Source organism: Rosettibacter primus, assembly GCF_036860675.1.
GTDB lineage: Bacteria > Bacteroidota > Ignavibacteria > Ignavibacteriales > Melioribacteraceae > Rosettibacter > Rosettibacter primus.
The window spans coordinates 72,890-93,501 of sequence record NZ_JAYKGK010000010.1 but is presented as its reverse complement, the minus strand read 5'-3'; the positions used below and the strand labels follow the sequence as shown (position 1 = coordinate 93,501).

The 20,612-nt window shown below is 30.5% G+C and carries 20 protein-coding genes; 7 read left to right on the top strand and 13 right to left on the bottom strand.

Features of this window, described 5'->3' with window-relative positions; translation table 11 throughout:
- Positions 1-11 precede the first annotated feature (11 nt).
- From VJY32_RS12070 to VJY32_RS12060, 3 genes are all read right to left on the bottom strand, one after another.
- Positions 12-521 (bottom strand): LptE family protein, encoded by a 510-nt coding sequence (locus tag VJY32_RS12070; protein WP_353678171.1) that lies wholly within the window; start codon positions 519-521, stop codon positions 12-14.
- A complete protein-coding gene (locus tag VJY32_RS12065) occupies positions 508-1,611 on the bottom strand; it encodes a sigma-54 interaction domain-containing protein (RefSeq protein ID WP_353678170.1) in 1,104 nt (367 codons plus the stop codon). Before VJY32_RS12065 ends, VJY32_RS12070 begins: the two co-directional genes overlap by 14 nt.
- A 70-nt stretch (positions 1,612-1,681) precedes the next feature.
- The gene (locus VJY32_RS12060) at positions 1,682-2,479 is read right to left on the bottom strand and encodes an MBL fold metallo-hydrolase (protein WP_353678169.1); all 798 of its coding nucleotides are present in this window, start codon (positions 2,477-2,479) and stop codon (positions 1,682-1,684) included.
- A gap of 153 nt (positions 2,480-2,632) precedes the next feature.
- On the opposite strand from VJY32_RS12060, the gene VJY32_RS12055 reads away from it, so the two are divergent.
- Both VJY32_RS12055 and VJY32_RS12050 read left to right on the top strand, forming a co-directional pair.
- Positions 2,633-3,049, top strand: coding sequence for an ATP-binding protein (locus VJY32_RS12055; protein WP_353678168.1), 417 nt, complete (start codon positions 2,633-2,635; stop codon positions 3,047-3,049).
- Between the two features lie 14 nt (positions 3,050-3,063).
- Positions 3,064-4,614: a tetratricopeptide repeat protein gene (locus VJY32_RS12050; protein WP_353678167.1), complete on the top strand. Its 1,551-nt coding sequence runs from the start codon at positions 3,064-3,066 to the stop codon at positions 4,612-4,614.
- Here the strand turns inward: VJY32_RS12050 and VJY32_RS12045 are convergent.
- A complete protein-coding gene (locus VJY32_RS12045; protein WP_353678166.1) occupies positions 4,593-5,693 on the bottom strand; it encodes a PP2C family protein-serine/threonine phosphatase in 1,101 nt (366 codons plus the stop codon). The genes VJY32_RS12050 and VJY32_RS12045 overlap by 22 nt on opposite strands.
- A 237-nt stretch (positions 5,694-5,930) precedes the next feature.
- Here VJY32_RS12045 and VJY32_RS12040 point away from each other — a divergent pair, with 237 nt between their 5' ends.
- From VJY32_RS12040 to VJY32_RS12020, 5 genes are read left to right on the top strand one after another with little or no spacing between them, the layout of a single operon-like run.
- Positions 5,931-6,659 (top strand): cytochrome c biogenesis protein, encoded by a 729-nt coding sequence (locus VJY32_RS12040; RefSeq protein WP_353678196.1) that lies wholly within the window; start codon positions 5,931-5,933, stop codon positions 6,657-6,659.
- Positions 6,660-6,669: 10 nt separating this feature from the next.
- Positions 6,670-6,819 carry a CcmD family protein gene (locus VJY32_RS12035; protein WP_353678165.1) on the top strand — a complete coding sequence of 50 codons (150 nt, stop codon included), beginning with the start codon at positions 6,670-6,672 and terminating at the stop codon, positions 6,817-6,819.
- Between the two features lie 4 nt (positions 6,820-6,823).
- The gene (locus tag VJY32_RS12030; RefSeq protein WP_353678164.1) at positions 6,824-7,213 is read left to right on the top strand and encodes a cytochrome c maturation protein CcmE domain-containing protein; all 390 of its coding nucleotides are present in this window, start codon (positions 6,824-6,826) and stop codon (positions 7,211-7,213) included.
- Between the two features lie 20 nt (positions 7,214-7,233).
- Positions 7,234-9,624, top strand: coding sequence for a heme lyase CcmF/NrfE family subunit (locus VJY32_RS12025; RefSeq protein ID WP_353678163.1), 2,391 nt, complete (start codon positions 7,234-7,236; stop codon positions 9,622-9,624).
- Entirely contained in the window at positions 9,624-10,277 is a 654-nt protein-coding gene (locus VJY32_RS12020; protein ID WP_353678162.1) for an SPOR domain-containing protein, read from the top strand. Before VJY32_RS12025 ends, VJY32_RS12020 begins: the two co-directional genes overlap by 1 nt.
- A 2-nt stretch (positions 10,278-10,279) precedes the next feature.
- On the opposite strand, the gene VJY32_RS12015 is transcribed toward VJY32_RS12020, so the two are convergent.
- The 9 genes from VJY32_RS12015 to VJY32_RS11975 form a co-directional block, all read right to left on the bottom strand.
- The gene (locus tag VJY32_RS12015; protein WP_353678161.1) at positions 10,280-10,813 is read right to left on the bottom strand and encodes an LOG family protein; all 534 of its coding nucleotides are present in this window, start codon (positions 10,811-10,813) and stop codon (positions 10,280-10,282) included.
- Positions 10,813-11,637, bottom strand: a complete 825-nt coding sequence (locus VJY32_RS12010) for a phospholipase C/P1 nuclease family protein (RefSeq protein WP_353678160.1) — start codon at positions 11,635-11,637, stop codon at positions 10,813-10,815. The genes VJY32_RS12015 and VJY32_RS12010 overlap by 1 nt, the downstream gene beginning before the upstream one ends.
- Positions 11,638-11,639: 2 nt before the next feature.
- A complete protein-coding gene (locus VJY32_RS12005; RefSeq protein WP_353678159.1) occupies positions 11,640-12,059 on the bottom strand; it encodes a secondary thiamine-phosphate synthase enzyme YjbQ in 420 nt (139 codons plus the stop codon).
- A 122-nt stretch (positions 12,060-12,181) separates the two neighbouring features.
- The gene (locus VJY32_RS12000) at positions 12,182-12,457 is read right to left on the bottom strand and encodes a hypothetical protein (protein WP_353678158.1); all 276 of its coding nucleotides are present in this window, start codon (positions 12,455-12,457) and stop codon (positions 12,182-12,184) included.
- Positions 12,458-12,529: 72 nt separating this feature from the next.
- Positions 12,530-13,609, bottom strand: a complete 1,080-nt coding sequence (locus tag VJY32_RS11995) for a ferritin family protein (RefSeq protein WP_353678157.1) — start codon at positions 13,607-13,609, stop codon at positions 12,530-12,532.
- Between the two features lie 5 nt (positions 13,610-13,614).
- The gene (locus VJY32_RS11990) at positions 13,615-14,385 is read right to left on the bottom strand and encodes an ImmA/IrrE family metallo-endopeptidase (protein WP_353678156.1); all 771 of its coding nucleotides are present in this window, start codon (positions 14,383-14,385) and stop codon (positions 13,615-13,617) included.
- Between the two features lie 254 nt (positions 14,386-14,639).
- Positions 14,640-16,181 carry a M1 family metallopeptidase gene (locus VJY32_RS11985; protein ID WP_353678155.1) on the bottom strand — a complete coding sequence of 514 codons (1,542 nt, stop codon included), beginning with the start codon at positions 16,179-16,181 and terminating at the stop codon, positions 14,640-14,642.
- Between the two features lie 303 nt (positions 16,182-16,484).
- Positions 16,485-18,026: a glycoside hydrolase family 43 protein gene (locus tag VJY32_RS11980; protein WP_353678154.1), complete on the bottom strand. Its 1,542-nt coding sequence runs from the start codon at positions 18,024-18,026 to the stop codon at positions 16,485-16,487.
- 18 nt (positions 18,027-18,044) lie between these two features.
- A complete protein-coding gene (locus tag VJY32_RS11975; RefSeq protein WP_353678153.1) occupies positions 18,045-20,594 on the bottom strand; it encodes an endo-1,4-beta-xylanase in 2,550 nt (849 codons plus the stop codon).
- Positions 20,595-20,612: the final 18 nt, after the last annotated feature.

Genomic DNA, 20,612 nt, shown 5'->3' with positions numbered 1-20,612 from the left:
TCTTTAATTTTTTACCAATTAGATACGACTCCAATAAGTATATCTTCTGTTATTTTGTCTATTGTTTCCTCAATTGCTGATTTGCGTGCATTTATAATATCTTTTGCATCCATTTTATAATCTGTGTAATTCGAAAAATCTCTTTCAAAAATTATCTGGCGTTTAATTAAATCACGATAAACGACATGAACATTTATTGTTATGCGCTGTGCTGTGATAGTTTCATTTCCAGAAATAACAGCAGGAGCTTCTGATAAAGATGTTACTGTTCCTTCAATAATGCAATCAGAATTCATTCTATCTGTAACTTGAAGTGTGTTATCGTTAATAAATTTTTGAATCAACTGATTGGTGAGTTTATTGCTTAAATCTGGTTCACCGGAACCGCTTCTATCATTAAATGTAGGTATAGCAATAGTTCTTAAATGAGGAGGAACCGAAGCCCCAGTAAAAGAATATCTACAGCTTACTAATCCAATTAATAAAATCAAGATATAACTTATTTTTTTATTGAATACCATATTCTTTCAATTTTCTATAAAGTGTTCGTTCGCTAATATTTAATAATTTTGCAGCTTCTCTTTTATTGTTTCGTGTATATTTCATAGTATTGATAATTGCCCTTTTTTCAATTTCATTAAGAGGTAAAATTTCATCATTCTGAAAATTAATGGGTCTATAATTTACATCTTGATTATGATTCAATGCAATTTGTTTTAAATCCATCAAATCTTTTTTTATCTCAATTAAAGCACGGTAAATCATTTCTCTGTCAAGTGCTTCTGGTGAACGATTTAAATGCACAGGTAGATTACGAATTTCTTCTTCTTTTTTAATTTCAAGCAGGGGATAAAAAGCTTCTGCATCAAGAACCCCATTTTTATTTAATGCCACGGCTGTTTCAACAACATTTTTTAGCTCTCTTATATTGCCAGGCCAGTGATAATTTATTAAAAGTTCTTCTGCATCTTTTGTGAGTTTCGGAATAGGAATATTATTCTTATCCGAAAAGTTCTTTAGAAAATGATATGCTAATTCAATAATATCAATCTTGCGAGTTCTTAAAGGAGGTATATTTAAGGTTACAGCTTTGAGTCTAAAATACAAGTCACTTCTAAATTTTTTGGAATCTACTTCCACTTGAAGGTCTTTGTTTGTTGCAGCAATTATTCTAACATCTACTTTAGTTACAGTTTCGCTCCCAATTCTCATAAATTCCTTTGTTTCAAGAACACGTAAAAGTTTAACTTGTGTGGTTAAAGGCATTTCGGCTATTTCGTCAAGGAATAAAGTTCCACCATCTGCAATTTCAAAGTAACCTTTTCTATCTTCAATTGCACCTGTAAAAGCTCCTTTTTTATGACCAAATAATTCACTTTCAAGAATACCTTCTGGAATTGCTCCACAGTTTACACTGATTAATTCTTTGTTTGCTCGCTTGCTGTATCCGTGTATTGCTCTTGCAAAAACTTCTTTGCCTACACCACTTTCTCCTGTTATAAGAACAGTAATATCAGATTGAGCTACCTGCATAGTAATATCAATTAAATCTCGTATTTCTTTAGATTTGCCAATAATTCCAAATTTTTTTTGAAACTCTTCTATGGTCATATTAAAAAATCTTAAAATATTTTATGTAAAGATAAGCTTTTATGCATTAATATTTGCAGAATCAATTTATCTACTTAACAGCAAATTTTAGAATCATTCCATCATAACATAGAAGAATTTTTCTTTTTTCAGCTTCTGATAATTTTTTGTGCCAGTTTTTTAATTTCCTTTCTAGTGTATCATCAATGTGTGTTAATAATAATTTTTTAGGTTTAATTTTAATAAAAGCTTCATAAATTTCCTCTGGAATTATATGCATTGACTCGATTATCATTAAATCTATTTTTTCATTTTCAAAAAGGTATAAATCATTTTTGCTTCCAACATCTGAACTGTAAAAAATTTTTTTATTTTCTACACTTAAGAGAAAACTTGAAGATATAAATAATTCAGAAGGATAATGATTCAAAAATTCTTTCTGAACAATATGTGAATTTTGTTTTGCGATAAATTTAATTTCTTCATTTATCTGAACAGGTTCATCAAAATTAAATCCAATTATTTTAAGGTCAAAGTCAAGGTTCTCTTTTAACATATAGACAGAATTAATCAGTGAAACAAGTGGATTAATTAAATTTTTATGTGTAAAAATTTTTAATGGTCCACCATGTTCAGGCATATTTGTTCTGTTGTTTAATTTCATTTGAGTTATTAAAGCACCAATTCCAGTGAAATGATCAGCATGATAATGAGTAAATAAAATTGCATTAATTGAATTAAAATTAATGCCTTGTTTCAGTAGAGCTTTTGAAATTCCATCGCCAGCATCAACAAGCAGATTATGCCTTTTTGTTTTTAATAAGAATGAAGAATGGAACCGTTTTACACTTGTTCTGCCTGAACCTGTTCCAATAAAAATTATTTTCATATATGAATCCTTATTTTTATTTAAATTTAATTATAAAATTTGATTACTGAAATATGTTTATTGCTAAATTAATTTTGTTATATAAAAAATTATAAATGCTTTATAGTGAAATATCACTTTTTTATATTGAGATTGAAATAAATGATTAATTAAGTGAGCGAATTAGAAATTAACATATCGAGCGATTATGATGAAGTTGTAAAGGTCAATAATGCTGTTAATGACTTTTTAAGCAAAGAGGGAATTGAAGAATTAATCCGGAATGCCTTCGATATTTGTCTAACCGAAGCCTTAAATAATGTAATTAAACATGCTTACAAGGAAGAGAAAGGTAAATCTATTCAGGTGAGAATAATAAAAGATAAAAATTTTATTGAGGTGAACATTATTGATGAAGGCATGCCAAGAACAAATCTGGAAATAAAAAAACTTGATTATGACCCGGAAGATTTGGACAGTCTTCCTGAAAGTGGAATGGGACTTTTCATCATTCAACAATTGATGGATGAACTTGACTATTTTTCAATTAATGGAAAAAATTATTTCATACTTAAAAAGTGGCTTTATTAACTTAATAAAATCGGATGAAAAAATTTCTTCTTTTGATAAAATTCTTGTTGATTCTTTTTTTATCATCAGAATATATCCATGCACAATATTATAATTCTGATGATACATTAAGAAGTCAAGCTTTTAAATCCAATCAATCAAGAAAAACATACTTTAAAGCAAAATATCCATCATATTCATTGCTTGCAGGATATCTTCTTCTAACAGAAGCCAATAGGGGAGACCCATTTGCTCAGCATGAATTAGGATTAAGATATTTGCTTGGTCAGGGTTTTCCACCAGACACTGTTAAAGCAATTTATTGGATTAGAAAAGCAGTTGACCAAAATTTACCAAGCGCAAAACATAATTATGGGATTTTACTTTACAATGGAATAGGTGTGCCCTGGAATCCTTTTGAAGCTTATCTTAATTTTAAAAGTGCAGCAAATGCTGGATTACCAGAAGCTCAATTTGCTTATGCATTGATGCTAATGGATAATCTTGTAGTAAATAGAAATTATGCAGAAGCTTATAAACTTTTTCAAAGTTCTGCTAAAGCGGGTTTTCAACCAGCTAAAGATGCTTTAGAACAATTTAAGAAAAGTGGTTTTATTCCTCCTTCCGATACAACAGAGAGTGTTGTTAGTCCAGTTAAAGTTGAAGATGTTTCATTGATTAGTTCTGATTGGAATCTTGAATTCTTTGATTTTGAAAATGAAAATAAGAAAGAGGATAATTACGAATTGAATATTTTAACCACCAAAAACAGTAGAGAACTAAAAAAGTATTTTGGTATTGAAGAAGAAAATGAAAATATGAATCTTCCTGATACAAGTGGGAAATCTATTTTGTTGTTTGCAGCAGAAAATGGCAGTCCTGAAGCAATTTTAATTAAGGGACTTGCATACGAAAAAGGAATATTATTTGAAAAGGATTTGATAAAAGCTGCATCAAATTACCTGCATGCATATCGTCTTGGCTCATATAAAGCTGGAGAAATTTTTTATAAAATGATTAGAGATGAAAACTTTATTAATGTTTTGAAAGATAGAGCAAATAAAAATAATGCAGATGCTATGTATGTAATTGCCGGGGCAACAGCACTAGGATTTATAAATATTATAACAAATCAGCAAGCACTTGAACTCTTAATAAATGCTGTCACAAAAAATCATCTGCCTTCAATTATTGAACTTGGCTTATGTTATAGTTCAGGTTCAATTGTAAAGAAAGACATTCAAAAAGCAATTGAATACTGGAGACTTGCAAAAAATCTGGGAAGCAAAGAAGCTCTAATTAGAATAGCATTTGCACAAATTGTTGATTCTACATCGAGAAATAATTTAACAGACCAGATTGAAATTCTTATAAAAGCAGCAAATGAAGGCTCAGTTCTTGCTGAAGCTTATTTAGGTTATTGTTATGAAAAGGGAATTGGTGTAAAAGAGGACAAAGCAACAGCAGTTAAATTTTATCGAAGAGCAGCTCAAAGAGGAAATCAAACTGCATTTAATGCATTAAAAAAAATGTATGATGAGATAAGACCTGCTGACGAGGAATTTCAGGTGCTTGAAACTGAATGATTTCTTTTTATTACGACAAGTGTTAAATCATCGTTTTGAGGTGCATTCCCTCTAAATGAAATTATTGATTTTAATAATGCTTCTTTGATTTCTTCGGCTGATTTATCAACATTTTTCTCAACTACTTTTTTAATGTTTTCTAATCCAAAAAAATTTTTGAAAATATTCATTGTTTCAGTCACACCATCGGAATAAATAATAATAATATCATTAAGGTCAGGATTAATCTGTATTTCTGCCAAGGTTTTCTCAAACAAACCTCTATCGTTCATGCCAATTGCAATACCTGATGGATTAATTTCAATAAATTCTTTTTGATTGTTCTTATAGAGAAGAGCAGGAGGATGTCCACCCTTTACAAAATTTATTTTGCCATCTTTTTCAATTGATAAAATTGAGATTGTAAGAAAAAATTCTTTTCTCAAATTTTTTGAGAAATATTTTTTAAGATTTATAATTATATCTTTAATGTCTGAATAGTAATCAAGTAAAAAATAAATTATTGATTGAACCCGAACCATATAAAGTGCGGCAGCCATTCCTTTACCAGAAATGTCTCCAACTATTATGTAACTTTTTTCTTTTGTTTCGATTACATCAAAATAATCGCCGCCAACTTCTCTTGCAGGTTCGTAGTATGTTGAAATCTGATAATCTTTTATTTGAGGTGAATGCTTTGGTATCAAATCAAATTGTATTTTTCTTGCAATTTCAAGTTCACTTTTTGCAGTTAGTTTATCTGCAAGTTCGAAAGCGAGTAACAAATTTAATATGATGAAGGACAGTAGTAGATAAAGTGAGTTAGGTTCTGAATAACTTACTATGAAGAAAAAGAGTGCTATTAGATAAAAAATTCTTCTTGCAGGTGATAGTCTCAAAATAAATGCATTGAAAAGACTTCTAAGAAAAATTAAACCACGGATAAATTTATTTTTTGATGAGTCGGGTTTAGGAATATCACTTTTGAAAAATTCATATACTTCGCTGGCTTCCTGTTTAATTAATTTTTCAATTTCCTGATAACTTAAGTCACTTGTGTAAAGATCGAATATTCTTTTTATTGGATTTCTGTGAGCCAAATTTTCCTCATTGATTTTTTTATTCTGCACAGTTAGACGAGTTAATGTTTATTTTGTATTAAAATTAATTTTTATGTATTCTGTTTAAATTCATTTAAGTATGATTGAGAAAAATTCTTTACATTAATTGTTGTAGCATTATAATCTTATGTAAACATAATTAAAAAGCTAAATCTTTGGAAATCATAATCTACTTTTATATTTTTCGAGCAACTATGACTTAAATGCTGTCTAAATATCCATATTTATAAATTAAACAAGAAAAATAAAATGGTTTGGAAGATAACTTTATTTGTTTTAATGACATTTGTAATTATTGCGGGCATTACATTTCCAATTGTACCTCAACCGCAGCACTGGTATGAATTTCCAAACATACCGGGTCTTGAAGAAAAAGCAAAAATAATTTTCTTTCATGTTCCAACGGCATGGATTTCTGTAATTGCATTTTTAATGGCAATGATTTATGGAATAAAATATTTAAGAAATAAAAATCTGGATGAAGATGCAAAGTCTGCATCAGCATTGCAGCTTGGAATGGTTTTTTGCATTCTTGCAACTGTTACAGGTTCAATCTGGGCAAAGTTTACCTGGGGTGCATTCTGGCATTGGGACCCACGCGAAACAAGCATTTTTATTTTGCTTTTAATTTATGGCTCTCTTCTGGCTCTTCGTTCTGCAGTTGAAAATGAAGATAAAAGAGCACGACTTTCTGCAGTCTATTCAATAATAGCATTTTTAACTGTTCCATTCTTTATTTTTATTATGCCAAGAATAATGACGGGTTTACATCCAGGCTCTGCAAACGACGATAATGCTGGTCCTATTGTGGATTTTAAGATGAATTTTAATATGATGATGGTATTCTATCTTTCACTTATAGCATTTACAATTTTATACTGGTGGATTTGGAAAATTCGTTATAAAGTTATAATAATGAACGAAAATATTTCTAAAAAATTATAAGAGGTTAAAATTGGAAAACGGATTAATAAATTTTCTTGAGCAAAACTCAATTTATATTGTAATGTTTATTGTTCTTGTTGTATGGATTGGAATTTTTCTGTTCCTACTAAATACGGATAAAAGACTTAAAGAATTAGAGAAAGAAATAAAGGAGAAATAATATTATGAAAAATAAATATCTTTTTGGCGGAATTATCATTGTTGTTTTTCTTGGAATTATGATTTACTTGTTTACGCAAACTAATGTCCAGTATGAAAGCAGCTTTGTAAAAGTAATGCAGTCAGGTAAAACAGTCAAAGCAACAGGCACATGGCTGAAAGAAAGGAGTTATGAATTCGATAAAGAAAATAAAATTTTTTCATTTTATATTAAGGATGAAAATGGAAATATAATGAAAGTTGTTTATCATGGAGTAATACCAAATAATTTTGAATCATCAACAAGCGTGGTTGTTACAGGTAAATACTCTAATGGTGTTTTTCATGCAACAGATATTTTAACAAAATGTCCTTCTAAATATCAAGAACAAACTGTTCAAAAAGCCAAATCTTAATTAAAACGTCAGGAGAAATTATGATTGGGAATATATTTTTAACTCTTGCATTAATTGCAGGAGCTTTTACCATTCTGATGTATTATCTCACTTACAAAGGATATCAGAATACACTTGGGATAGCTCGTATAAGTTTTCATTTTACTGCAGTTATGGTAATGGCTGCAAGCGCATTGCTTCTTCATGCAATATTAACTCATCAATATCAATACAAATATGTTTATGATTACAGCAGCAGCGGATTGCCTACGGGACTTCTTATATCAACATTTTATGCTGGACAGGAAGGCAGTTTTATGCTCTGGGCTTTATTTTCTGTAATTATCGGTTTGATTCTTTTAGATTATACTTCAAAGCGCGGCGATTTAGAACCAAGAGTAATGATGGTCTACTCGCTATCAATTACTTTTCTTTTAATAATGTTGAATCCTCTTCTTAAGTCACCTTTTAATTATATCTGGTCTCAACGCGATTTTGTTGACTTAAAACACATTAACACTGCTTATCTTACTTTGCCATCTTTACAGAATTTTATTTTCAGCGACCCTCAATCAAATAAACATTTTATTCAGGTAAGCAAAGAACTTTATGCTATTCTTACTGCTAACAATATTAATATCGAAAATTTTATCATTCAGGGGAAAGGATTGAATCCACTATTACAAAATTTCTGGATGCAAATTCACCCGCCAATGTTATTTGTTGGATTTGCAATGTCAGCAGTCCCTTTTGCATTTGCCATTGCAGCATTACTTAAAAATGATTATAAAGAATGGATTAAACAAGCGCTGCCATGGGTTCTTTCTGGAACAATGATATTAGGCTTGGCAATTATGCTTGGGGGTTACTGGGCTTATGGTGTTTTAGGATGGGGTGGATATTGGGGCTGGGACCCGGTAGAAAATTCTTCTCTTGTTCCATGGCTCATTGGTGTTGCTTCAATTCATACAATGCTTGTTCAAAAGAAAAGTCAGGATAGGGATGGCAGCAGTAGATTCGTTAAAACAAATTTAATTCTGTGTATTATGACTTATGTACTAGTTCTTTACAGTACTTTTCTTACAAGAAGTGGAATACTCGGCGATGCTTCGGTTCATTCATTTGTTGACCCTGGGATGACAGTATATCTTTTCTTGATTTTATTTTTGATTCTTTTCGCTTTGCTTGGAATAGGAATGATTGTTTACAGATGGAAATATCTTACAGAACATTATACTTTTGAAGAAAATATTTTATCAAGAGAATTAGCATTGTTTACCGGCTCGGTTGCATTAATTGCATCTGCAATTATTATTCTTGCCGGAACAAGTGCTCCAATATTTGGACAAACAGTTGATACAACTTTTTACAACGAGCTTAATCTTCCAATAGCAATTATTATTGGTCTGCTTAATGGATTGAGTATAATCTTAAAATGGAAATACACAGAAAGCAAACAGTTGTGGAAACAATCAAGATTTTCAATTATTGCTGCATTAATTCTTACTTTGTTAATTTTTGTTTTAAGTGGCGTTAATAATTTTATGCTTGTACTTTTAACTTTCTCTTCAGCATTTGCACTTTTTGTGAATGGAGAAATTGCTTATTCAATACTTAGAGGCAGAAAAAGTTTTATTGGAGCTTATGTTGCCCATATTGGAATAGCTCTTTTCCTTGTTGGGGTTGTGGCAACAGGCGGCTACTCAAAACATCAACAAATTGATTTGGTAAAGGGAGAAAAGGTGAATCTCTTTGGCTATGAACTTACTTTTACCGGTTATCAGCCAATTGATGGTGGTAAAAAATATGCATTTAATGTCCTGGTTAAAAAGGGAAACTCCGTTCGTCAGGCTTCTCCTGTAATGTATATTGCAGAATTTAATAATAGCTTAATGCGAGAACCTGATATACTGGTTGGTCTAACAAAAGATTTTTATGTAGCTCCAATTGCTTACGATGAAACAAATTCTACTTCTAATTCCCCAGTTCAAATGAAAAAAGGGGAAACCTACAATTATAAAAACATTGAAATTACATTTATGAATTTTGTTTTGCCCAAAGATATGAGTGCAATGATGAGCGGAGAGAATTTTAGAATTGGTGTTAGCCTTAAACTTAATTATAACGGCAAATCGGAAATTATAGAACCATATATGGATAACACAGGAGAGGGACCACAATTTTATCCAGCAGAATCTAAAGAAGCAGATTTAAAAGTTTATATCAATAACATGAATGCTTCACAAGGTATGGTAGAACTTACTTTCAATTCATTATCAAGTGAATCGGAACAAAAATCAGTACCTAAAGAAATTCTGACTATTGAAGCAAGCATTAAACCATTTATCAGTTTAATCTGGCTGGGTGTTGTTGTAATGGTAATTGGATTTGTGATATCTGCATATAGAAGGTCAAAAGAATCTTTGTTGTAATGAAAAAATTTTTATTGATAATATTTTTAATTAAGATTGATGCATACTCTCAGAATATTGATATAACTGAAGCATTAAATTCTGTTAACTACGGAAACATTCAGAAAGCTGAGAGTATGCTTTTAAAATTCAAATCAGAAAATCCTTCAGACCCTTCAGTGTTATACCTTGATGCAATTCTTACTAAGAATGGGGAAGAAGCAATAAAAAAATATTTATACCTGTATGAAAAATTTCCTGATAGCAAATATTCTGATGCAGCTTTATTTAATATTTTCTCTTATTACTTTTCAATTGGACTTTATAAAACAGCAAATAAATATTTAGATGAACTGAGAAATAAATTTCCAGAATCTGCATTTCTAAAAAATGCAAATCGAAATTTACCTGATACTATCCCTGAAGAAAATCACAATAAAAAATTTACTATTCAGGCAGGAGCTTTTTTAGTTTTTGATAATGCAAAAAGATTGAGTGAGTTATTGAAAAAAGATGGTTATTACACAGAAATAACTACAAAAGAAGTTGGAGGAAGCATTTTAAATGTTGTTAACTGCGGACAATTTATAAGTGAAGAAGAAGCAAATAAAAAATTAATTGAACTTGAAGAGAAGTATAAAATAAAAGGTAGAATTGTTGTTTTAGATAATTGAAGTTATTCTTTTAATTTTTCAATTATGTAATTTGCACAATCATCAATTTCGTCGAAGCATTTTATTAATCCTGTTTTTCTATTTTCTTTTTTAATTTGTTTTTCCATTAGATTAACAATTTCTTTCCACATAGAACCGTGACAGGCAAATGGTTTTTCATTTAGTAAATTTTTATTTATTAATTCCCATACTACTGCGAGTTCGACAAGTGTGCCTGTGCCGCCGTTTAGAACAATGTAAGCATCTCCATATTTTATTAAGTTTTGCAAGCGTTCGAAGAGTGTTTTGCACTTAATTTCTCTGGTAAGATATTTACTTGGAATTGCATTGTAAACTTCAAGAGTTATACCTAATGCTTCAGCACCTTCTTCAAATGCCCCTTTTGAAACAGCATCCATAATTCCCTGAAATCCACCTGTGCAAACATTAAATCCATTTGCAGCTAACTTTTTGCCGAGTTGATATGCAATTTCATACTCATAATCACCGGGACGCGGATTTGAACTGCCGAAAACAGTTACAAATTTTTTCTTCATCAATAATTCACCTTTGGTTTATCAGCCTCAATCCATGCGGAATAGATTAGAGATGCAATTGAAAAAGCTGCTGCTTCAAATTTATTTATTGTCAGATATTTTGTTCGAAACCACAAGATGTTATAATAATCCGATTCATATTTACCATTGCTGATTTTAGCTGCATGCTTATCTGCAGAAAGTAGAATATCAACTTCGAAATTAGATTCAAAAATATAATTGAAAACAAAATCCGTAATATTAGTAACATAAATAGGTGGAATGATTTTCATATTTTTTTCTATATCGTCAAGATGCCGGTCAATCATTTCAATTTCATACCTAAAATGAATTCCTTTTTGAGAAGTAAGCTGTCCATTGTAATTTATTGTTGAATGAAGAGGTTGATGTCCATCTGCCACATAATGAGCAAGATCAGAAGTGTATAATAAAATTTTTTCTTTGTTATTCTCTTTAAATGCATTTACGAGATTTGTGTATGTAGTAACTGTAGCCCATGGTAAGATTCCCTGAGCGGTTACAATGCTGTCGCCGTAAATTTTTTTAAGAGAATCAATCGATAAAATCATATTTCCATTTAGAAATTCTTTGTAATAATCGATATCAATAAAATGTTTTTGAGGTTCTGAAGGGTCATCTTTTTTTCTATAATCCGGATCAATAGAATGTTGAATTATTGCTGATTTAAAATTGTCAGAAAAATTTATTTCCTTTTGTAGAATTAACAATGCTTGTTTTGTAATTAATTTGTGTCCATTATCTCCCCAACCAAAGTTCAGAATGGTCGGGAAAAAAATGAAAAGGTACAGAATTGTTTTTTTCATGATTATTGTCCTATGAATTGAGCAATTATGTTTCTTCTTCTTGGTCTGTTATCAAAATCAATTAAGACAATTTGCTGCCAGGTGCCGAGCAATAATTTTGAATCTAAAAATGGAATTTGAATTGAACCTCCTTGAAGTGAAGCTCTTACATGAGCATGGCCATTTCCGTCATGCCATGTATCATTATGATGATAATTGTGATTTGATGGTGCAATCTTTTCAAAAAACTCAGGATAATCTTTGAGAAGTCCAGGTTCATATTCAATTGTTGTAATTCCCGATGTTGAACCAGGAGCAAAAATTAGTACATTTCCTTCTTTCATACCGGTTTCATTTAATCGGGACTGAACTTCTGAAGTTATATCAACAATATCATTAAATCCATTTGTATTTACTGTGAATGTAAATGTTTTGATATACATATTTCTATACCTATTATAATAATTCTGCTTATAAATTTACAAAAATAATACGGGCAAAAACAGAAAGTGCAAGTAAAATTCTATTGAAGTTGTAATTCAATTATCTTATGAAGTTCAATTTATCACTTTTTCTTTCTTGATAAAGCAAAGCTTCCAAATCCTCCAACGATAGCAATGTAAAAACCAAAGTCGTACCACCAACCGGTATTATTAACTTCATAAACTCTGATATTATTATTAAATAATCCCCAGATGAGAGTAACGGGTGCAATCCATCCATGCCATACACCGGTAAAGAATCCTGCTTTTCTTGATTCATTGTAAGTTCCACTACCCGGTGCGCATGAAGAAAGAAAAATACTCATAGATATTATTGTAGCTAATATTATTTTTTTCATTATTTACTCCAGTAATAAACTAATTTTATAATTATTCTTCTACAGTTATAAATGAACTATTAATGATAAAATTTACTGTACTTCTTCAAGACCTTTAATTAGTAAATATATATGCATATTAATTTTTTGCTGGGAAATTTCTTTTGAAAAATACTTACTAAAAATTTTTTCATAGTCATCAGCATTATAATCATACCAATTATAACTCAACTTTTCTTTATTGAGAATTTTTTTGTTGTAAAATTGGCAAAGAGATTCAACAGCCTTATAAACTTTAGAAGCATTGTATTGAATATATTTTTTTATTTCATCATTAGTCCATACTAATGGAAAAAGTAAATGGGTACCTATTTCGTGACTTACAAAATCAAAAAAGAAATCTTCGTGGAAATTGTAATAAAACATATTTTTATCTACACTCATTGAATTTGCGCTGGGTCCTTTTTTATTTGGATAACACAAAAATATTTGATAATCTTTACTAAACTTTAACCCAGTAAAATTTTCCCATCTCTGAATAAGATTATTATCCTTAAAAACTTTATTCCAGTGTGAAATCTTTTCTTGTATTTCTTTCCTTTGGTGTGGCCATATATATTTTTCATATGAATCAATATTTCTAATAAATACTTCTGCTACGGTCTTGAATTCTTCATTAAGTGGTTTAATAAGTTTCTTATGAAGGGAGTCTGGTAAATTCAAAAAGAATTTAATATTAGACAGAATGAAATCTTCTGTATCAATCTTAAATTTTTGTAAGAACTCATTAAAATTATTCAACTCTAAGGCTTTTATTAAAATTCTATAATATTCGACAAACTCTTTCTTATTACTTAGCTCTAAATATGAAGGCAGAAAAAAACAAAAAAAAGCAAATTCGCCGGCTTTACCATCACCAAAAAATAGCCTTGATTCGAATTTTTTTAATATTGATAAATCATTAGTATCAATATATGAATGATATCGTTCATAGTACTCGGTATTCAATTTATACTCTCCAATACCAGCTAAACAATACATATGCAAAATATAATTGTTAACAAAATTCGTTTTGAAAATAATTTTACCTCTTTCTGAATTTTCTTTTTGTGAAAAAGAAATTGTATTAAGAATTATAACGAAAGTTAACGAATTGAATATTAACTTTTTCATAAATCCTATTTAGTTTGTTCTTCAAAATAATGTTTGATGCTAAAATCTTCATGATTATTTAATGCGTTCAGCACAAACTTAATTTGAAAATAGCCATATAAATTTGGAATATTTCCAATCTTTTTATAATTAGCATTAAAATATTCTGCTTCTGACAAATTGCCAAAGTCAATCTTCGGAAGCATTTCCAGAACTTGCTTTAATGATTTCTCAACATAATCTAATTTTTCGATATTCGCTGAATTTCTTCTAAAGAAAGTTACTGCAACTTCATTCGCTTCTTTCTCACATTGATAGGGATTCAAATCATGAATCATTGGACTAATATAATGACCAAGTTCATGAGCAATAAAAAACCAATTGAACATTAGAGTAAACTGTTCCTCAGCATTATCACCCCACCATGATTTAAAGATTTCTTTTTGTTCATTTGTTAAGTCTTTCCAATAAGGAACTATAATAACATTATTAGGTTTATCCAATTTAATTAAAAACGGCTCTGTTTGAATTTTTACTTTTGGAATATCGGGCATACTATAACCCTTGTTTTTAACAAACTGGCTGAAATCAGCAATAATTTTATTGGCATCTAATTCTAATGCTTCCTTGGTTTCATAATGTTTTAGAAAAAAATATTGACTGAAAACATTGTTAGAAAATAAAAAGACTAAACAAAGGAAGAAAAACGAAATTATTCCTGTTTTCTTACAATTGTGTATAAATTGATTGTAAATTCGAGTAAAAATTCCGTTACCTATTTTTTTTGAGTTTTTCATAATTAATTGACCTTTAATTTTCTTTTTGTAAATATTATTAATACTTAATCCTTTATTTTACAAATTGACCGAATATCACAAATTTATCTAAGAGAATTGATACTCAGTATGTGAATAAATTTTAATAACATACAACAAATAATAATTGCTAAATAAAGTTTTTAATTAAATATGATTTTAATAAACTATAAATTTTATTTTGCTATTGCTTACTATAAATTAAACTACTCAAAAGAACTTCCCGGCTCATTCTGTTATTTTATATATATTGCTTTCAAGAGAAGCCAATTATTAGGATCGATTAAGATATTTATTGGTTTTTCTTTTGATTCAAAAGTAAAAATCATTTGTTTGCCGCTAATGTTCACTCTCTTTATCTCTATTCCCTTTTCAGTTTCAATACCAATTTCTATTGGAATATTGTAAAGATTTTCAACTTGTGTTAGAATACAGCTAATCTTGTAATAATTTTCATCATAACTTACTTCTGCTTTCAAGGATATCACGGGTATACCTTTCCTTTCAAGCCACTCATCCCGCCACCATTTAAATGATTGTTTGCATCCATCTTCCAAAGCAGCAATAAACTCATCAATAGTAAATGTTCGAAATCGAAATTTCTTAAAAATCAATTTCATTGCTTCTCCGAATTTTTCGTCACCTACTATATAACGAATAATATGCATGAGCCAGGGATATTTACCGTGAACAATTTCTTGTGATGTATTCCCATTGAGTTCATAATATAAAACATCTTCCTGTGAGGGTAATGATATATATTTATTTCGGAAATACTGAAAAATTTTGGGAATTGGTTTTTGATATTTTTCATCGTACAGAAATTCTGCATAATCTCCAAAACCTTCCGTCCATTGAAAACTGCCAGGTCCATCACCACGTAATGTATAAAACCACCAAAGGAGTGCAGTTTCATGTGCATCATGTCCGGTAGTTGTAAATTCTTTTTCAAGATAGCTTGGACTGTAACCAATAAAACCTGGAAATGCAAGTCGTGCATAAATTCCTTCAAGGTTAATAAAACTAAATTGGTCAAATGGATAAGGATAATAAGTATCTGAATAGAATTTCAATATCTCAGTGCTTGTACTAAAAATCTGTTCTGAAAATTTTTGACATTCTGGATAAAGAAATGTCTGCATTTGTATTCCATTAATTTTCTTTTTTGTAACAATCCATCTTGAATCTGCAAAAACTGAAAAACAAACCGCTGGGTAAGTGGTTTTAAATATATGCTCAATGTTCTTCCCGAGCTTTCTGGTTCTTATTAATTTACCTGGAGCTATTACATGAAAATTATCAGGGAGAATTATTGTAGTTTTTACTTTGGACCAATGATTGTAATCAATAGGATAAAATTTATCTGACCATAATAAGAATAGACTGGAATCTGTGATTACATCTCTGTTTTCGTTGTTACTTTTTACTTCTACACCTTTTGTTTCAATAACAATTGAGAGATGTTTTTCAGGTTTTTGAAAGACGATAATAATCCATCCATTTTCTCTTTGTACATAAAATGGCGATGAATTAGATTCTATTTTTAATATTTCATAACAATCATTAAGCCCGAAATAAAAAGTATCTTTAAGAGCTAAATTGTTAATATTAATTGTTGTTGATATAAAAAGATTCTTGTTTGCAAAGTCAGGTAGGATATACAAATCATATTGTTTGATATCATACAAATTATTCTGAGCAAAGACTTTAGAATCAATAATTACTAAATAAAATAAGCAAGCGAATAATGTTCTAATGTTGAACTTATTACTTCCCATAATTTATTCACAATATTGATTAATCTTAAGATTGCTTTTATCTAATTAAATAATGTTCGTTAAAATGCTTCTGGAATACATTTTATCAAAAAGATTAATTAAGCTCTGTCATTTAGACTAAAAATTCTCTTAAAAGTTACTGTTCAATAATTAATTGAGAATTCTGAAAAATTCAACGCGTCATTATGTAATAATTTTATTACTTACATCATGGTGAACAAATTAAATGGATAATAATAATTTTTGTTAGAAACAAAACTTGAGTGGCGCTAATAAATTTGAAGTATAGATTTGTAGAAAAATTTATTCTGGTAAATTTATTCTGAACCAGTCAACATCAACAAATCCTCCAGTATTTTTTGTTGCATAATTAAATATACAAAACTTATTTCCTGTAAAAATTGAGAGATTAAACTGCATCAATAAAATATTGCCAATTTTAGAGAATGTGTTATTATCCAGACTATATGCAAAATAAGCTTTGCTTGAACCATATTCTGCCATAGCTCTTAAATAAACCACAGAAGAATTAATTTCAGTTGAATCGATTAAAGAACCATTGTTAACCATAACAACATATTTTTTACCATTATTGTTTTTGATACCGACATAAGCATAAGGGTCTTGAAATACAGCAAGTCCAGCGATATCCCCATCTTTCATGCTATCAACATGCATTTTGATTGTCGCAGTAGTAACAAAAGTTTTTGAGTAATAAGCAAAGATTCTTTGTGTTAAAGTATTGCGTGCTTCTTTCAAATTAGTAACAGTTTTTACAGTTTTTAGTCTTAAAAAACCTGGCCTTTCGTTCAGTGACCAATTTGATGGTTCTGGATTATGATTCCAGCCCCATTGTAATCCTAATTTTGTGCTGTCAAATTCATCGGATGTTGGCAATATTTTGATGGGATAATTCCTTCCAACATTTGGTTTTCTGAAAGTAATTACTCCTTTCCCATTAATGCCAACCATAGGCCAATCATCAATCCATGTTACAGGCTGCAAAGATGGGAAACGCCCAAAGGCGCCCCCATCTTGAAAAATTATTGACCACCATTCTCCAGTTTGTGTTTGAATAAGAGCTCCTTGGTGTAAACCTGTATCTAAATATGAATCATCACTTATTACAATCTTTTGTTCATATGGTCCATAAATATTTTTAGAACGAAGTGCAACCTGAAAACCATCTCTTCCGCCATATGTGCAGTATAGATAATAGTAGCCATTGATTTTATAAACATGTGTTCCTTCAAGACCGGGTCTAATATCACCAGTAAAGACCAAAACATCATCACCTATAGAATGGAAATTTGAGTCAAGTTCTGTAACATAAATTTTATTATAGCCATGAGCTACATAAATTTTACCATCGTCATCAAAAAATAATCCGGGGTCATAAAATCCTCTTGGAAGTTTTTTGATTTCCCATGGACCTTCTGGCTTTTGAGCTGTGCATAAAAAACCACCTTCGTCAAGTGTAATAAATAACAAATAGAATTTTCCATTATGATACTTTAAGCTTGTTGCCCACTGTCCATGTGAATACCTATTACAACCTTCAAGATTATAGCAGGGGCTGAAGTCAAATCTTTCTACTGCATTAGCACAATATTCCCAGTTAACGAGGTCGTTAGATTTAAGAATTGTAACACCAGGGAAAATAAACATCGTAGTTGTAACCATGTAATAAACAGAATCAACTCTTATTACATCAGGGTCAGGAAAATCAGAATAAATTACTGGATTGGTGTATGTTCCATCACCATTATCACTGCAAAGTTTTTGTGCTAATATATTGCTTAGCAGAAAAGTTAAGAATATAATTTTGTATAAAAATATTTTCATCTGAGTATAAAATTCATTCTATTTCATTAATATAAGTTTCTTTGTTGCTACAAATTTGTCGGCAGAAAGTCTGTAGAAATATATTCCAGAACTAAGATTGCTTGCATCAAACTGAACTTTATAATGTCCTGGTTGACGAATACCTTCAAATAAAGTAGCTACTTCCTGTCCAAGTAAATTGTATACTTTTAAGCTGATATAACTTGTGTAAGGTACATCATAGCTAATAGTAGTAGATGGATTAAAAGGATTAGGATAATTATTATAGAGATTAAAAGCTTGAGGAATTTCAAAATTATCATTTACAGATACAACTACTTTAACAGTATCAAGATACTCTCTTAACCATACTAATGCTGGTCTTTCAGTTCCATCAGGATTAATTAAGTAAGCACGTTGTTCATTTCTCCAGAGTCCGGGTCTCCATCCCCAAAGAGTTATTCCTTTAACTCCAGGGTGTTCATATAATACTGGGAATACCCTTTTGTATTCATTTAATTGAACATCATCTGTTGGTCCATCAATATCTAATTCTGTTACATAAACCGGTAAACCCGTAGATGCTAAGGAGTCGAGATTACGTTTCATTAATAAGGCAGTGGCGTTGGCTGTAGTAAATGCGTGTCCCTGCACACCTATAGCATCGATTAAATTTTGAGATTGAAGTAATCTTATAAGTTTAAGATACTGTGAAGTATTTGAAGTGCTATTAATAATGTTAAAATCATTAATCATCAATTTAGTTTTATTGGGGAAAATTTCACGAGCCATCTTAAAGGAATTAACTACCCAATCCCATCCAGTAGTCCCATTGCCTCCTAAAGCTTCTTTATAGTTAGCTCGTCCACTATTACCGTCAGGAGGATTATGACCAGGCAAGGGCTCATTTACAACTTGTAAGACGTCTATATCAGGATACCTATTTGCAACTGCTTGGAACCATTCACGAATTTCACTTAGCTGTTCTTCTTTTGTAAGTGAATTAATCCATGATGGTTGTTGAGCACCCCAGATAAGAACATGGAAGTTAAATGAAAAACCATTATCCTTTGCTAATTTGTATGCAGCATCTAATTCTGTCCAGTTCATGCTATTTCTTATACCTTCAACACTACCCCATTTGCCAGCATTTTCTGGAATTACCTGATTCCAGTAATATGCAAAATTTTCTCTTTGATTTGGACTGTAAATATTTCCAACATATTTAGGTTGTTTATGAGCCAAAGGAGGACCGGTCCAGGGAACAACAGGTTCAATTGGTTTAGATGAACCTGCTTGAAGACTATCAAGATTTTCTACAGTAAATAATAAATTAGCTTTTCCAAATGCAATCTTGTCAAAATCCAATCCATCTTCGCGGCTGGCAATTTGAAATGTTTTAGTAAGGCTGTCTAAGCTAACATGAAAAACATGTCCTTCTGCACCAGAATAAGTATTTTTAGAAACATTTACCCATTTCCAAACACCAGAACCCACAGAGCCAACATCATCAACAACATCAGAAGGATTAGAAAATCCAGCACCTCCGAGTCCATTTACAAATACCCAATCTGCTCTTGATGTGTCGTTTTTAATTCCGAATCCTCTTCCATAGAAAAAGCTGTCATCATTATATCCTCCAGAGCCGACACGAACACGTAAAAATAAATTGTAATGTCCAGAATCTGGAAATGTTACTTGATAAGTTGCTATTCTGTTACTATCACCAGGGGCAGTTTGACCTGTATAATTCACTGTTGTGGTAATGTAGGATATATTTCCTTCTTGTTTAATTACAAAATAGCTACCAAGTTTTCCAGACTCAGCTTCAACTACAACGGGTTTATCGCTTGCTTGAAGATTAGATTTGTTATTATACAAAAAAAGAATTTCGTCGGATGATAATGCTTTGTTGTAAATGTTAAATTCATAAATTTCTCCTCTCCATGTTGGGTCAGCGTCGTATACGCTTTTTGCAAGATAAGCAAAATTATTACTTATGTTTGCAATTTTATTATTTCCTGATAAAGGAGTTTTTGATTGAAGTTGTCCGTCGATATATAAAGTAATATTTTCTGCATCAATTGTACTTATCATTTGATGAACTTTGCCGTCATCTAATTCTGGACCATCCGCACCTGATTCACTTGCCCAGGGAGTTGATTCATCAAGACAGGAGATTGCTGCTCGACTTTTGTCATCACCTCTTGCAGGCGTAATGAAAAAATAATTAACACCAATTGTATTTCTTGTATTACCAAAAGAAGTAATCATATGAAAACCAGTATTACCATTAGGAACGGACTTAAACCATATTTCAAAAGTAAGAGCTTGATATTGATTAATTGAAATTGAATTCGCTGGCAATTCTAACCATGAGTTTGAAGCAGTTGTATTTAGTGCACCATTAGAAATTTTTGCACTGCCTTTTAAAGTTCCTGCAATTCCACTAATATTATCAACTGCGGTTCCATTATCAAATGTCCAAGAGTGAATTAGATTGCCTGTGCCAGGGTTAACCTGTGCAATTGAATCTAAATGAATAATAATTATTAAAAAACTAATTAAGGTAAAAATTTTTTTAACCATTTTTATTCTCCTTATATT

What these genes read in the sequence shown, in the direction of transcription:
- VJY32_RS11975 (WP_353678153.1), bottom strand. Translation starts at nt 20,594, where the DNA reads ATGGTTAAAAAAATTTTTACCTTAATTAGTTTTTTAATAATTATTATT.
- VJY32_RS12060 (WP_353678169.1), bottom strand. Translation starts at nt 2,479, where the DNA reads ATGAAAATAATTTTTATTGGAACAGGTTCAGGCAGAACAAGTGTAAAA.
- VJY32_RS11990 (WP_353678156.1), bottom strand. Translation starts at nt 14,385, where the DNA reads ATGAAAAACTCAAAAAAAATAGGTAACGGAATTTTTACTCGAATTTAC.
- VJY32_RS12025 (WP_353678163.1), top strand. Translation starts at nt 7,234, where the DNA reads ATGATTGGGAATATATTTTTAACTCTTGCATTAATTGCAGGAGCTTTT.
- VJY32_RS12000 (WP_353678158.1), bottom strand. Translation starts at nt 12,457, where the DNA reads ATGAAAAAAATAATATTAGCTACAATAATATCTATGAGTATTTTTCTT.
- VJY32_RS12070 (WP_353678171.1), bottom strand. Translation starts at nt 521, where the DNA reads ATGGTATTCAATAAAAAAATAAGTTATATCTTGATTTTATTAATTGGA.
- VJY32_RS12015 (WP_353678161.1), bottom strand. Translation starts at nt 10,813, where the DNA reads ATGAAGAAAAAATTTGTAACTGTTTTCGGCAGTTCAAATCCGCGTCCC.
- VJY32_RS12030 (WP_353678164.1), top strand. Translation starts at nt 6,824, where the DNA reads ATGAAAAATAAATATCTTTTTGGCGGAATTATCATTGTTGTTTTTCTT.
- VJY32_RS11980 (WP_353678154.1), bottom strand. Translation starts at nt 18,026, where the DNA reads ATGAAAATATTTTTATACAAAATTATATTCTTAACTTTTCTGCTAAGC.
- VJY32_RS12065 (WP_353678170.1), bottom strand. Translation starts at nt 1,611, where the DNA reads ATGACCATAGAAGAGTTTCAAAAAAAATTTGGAATTATTGGCAAATCT.
- VJY32_RS12005 (WP_353678159.1), bottom strand. Translation starts at nt 12,059, where the DNA reads ATGTATATCAAAACATTTACATTCACAGTAAATACAAATGGATTTAAT.
- VJY32_RS12010 (WP_353678160.1), bottom strand. Translation starts at nt 11,637, where the DNA reads ATGAAAAAAACAATTCTGTACCTTTTCATTTTTTTCCCGACCATTCTG.
- VJY32_RS12050 (WP_353678167.1), top strand. Translation starts at nt 3,064, where the DNA reads ATGAAAAAATTTCTTCTTTTGATAAAATTCTTGTTGATTCTTTTTTTA.
- VJY32_RS11985 (WP_353678155.1), bottom strand. Translation starts at nt 16,181, where the DNA reads ATGGGAAGTAATAAGTTCAACATTAGAACATTATTCGCTTGCTTATTT.
- VJY32_RS11995 (WP_353678157.1), bottom strand. Translation starts at nt 13,609, where the DNA reads ATGAAAAAGTTAATATTCAATTCGTTAACTTTCGTTATAATTCTTAAT.
- VJY32_RS12020 (WP_353678162.1), top strand. Translation starts at nt 9,624, where the DNA reads ATGAAAAAATTTTTATTGATAATATTTTTAATTAAGATTGATGCATAC.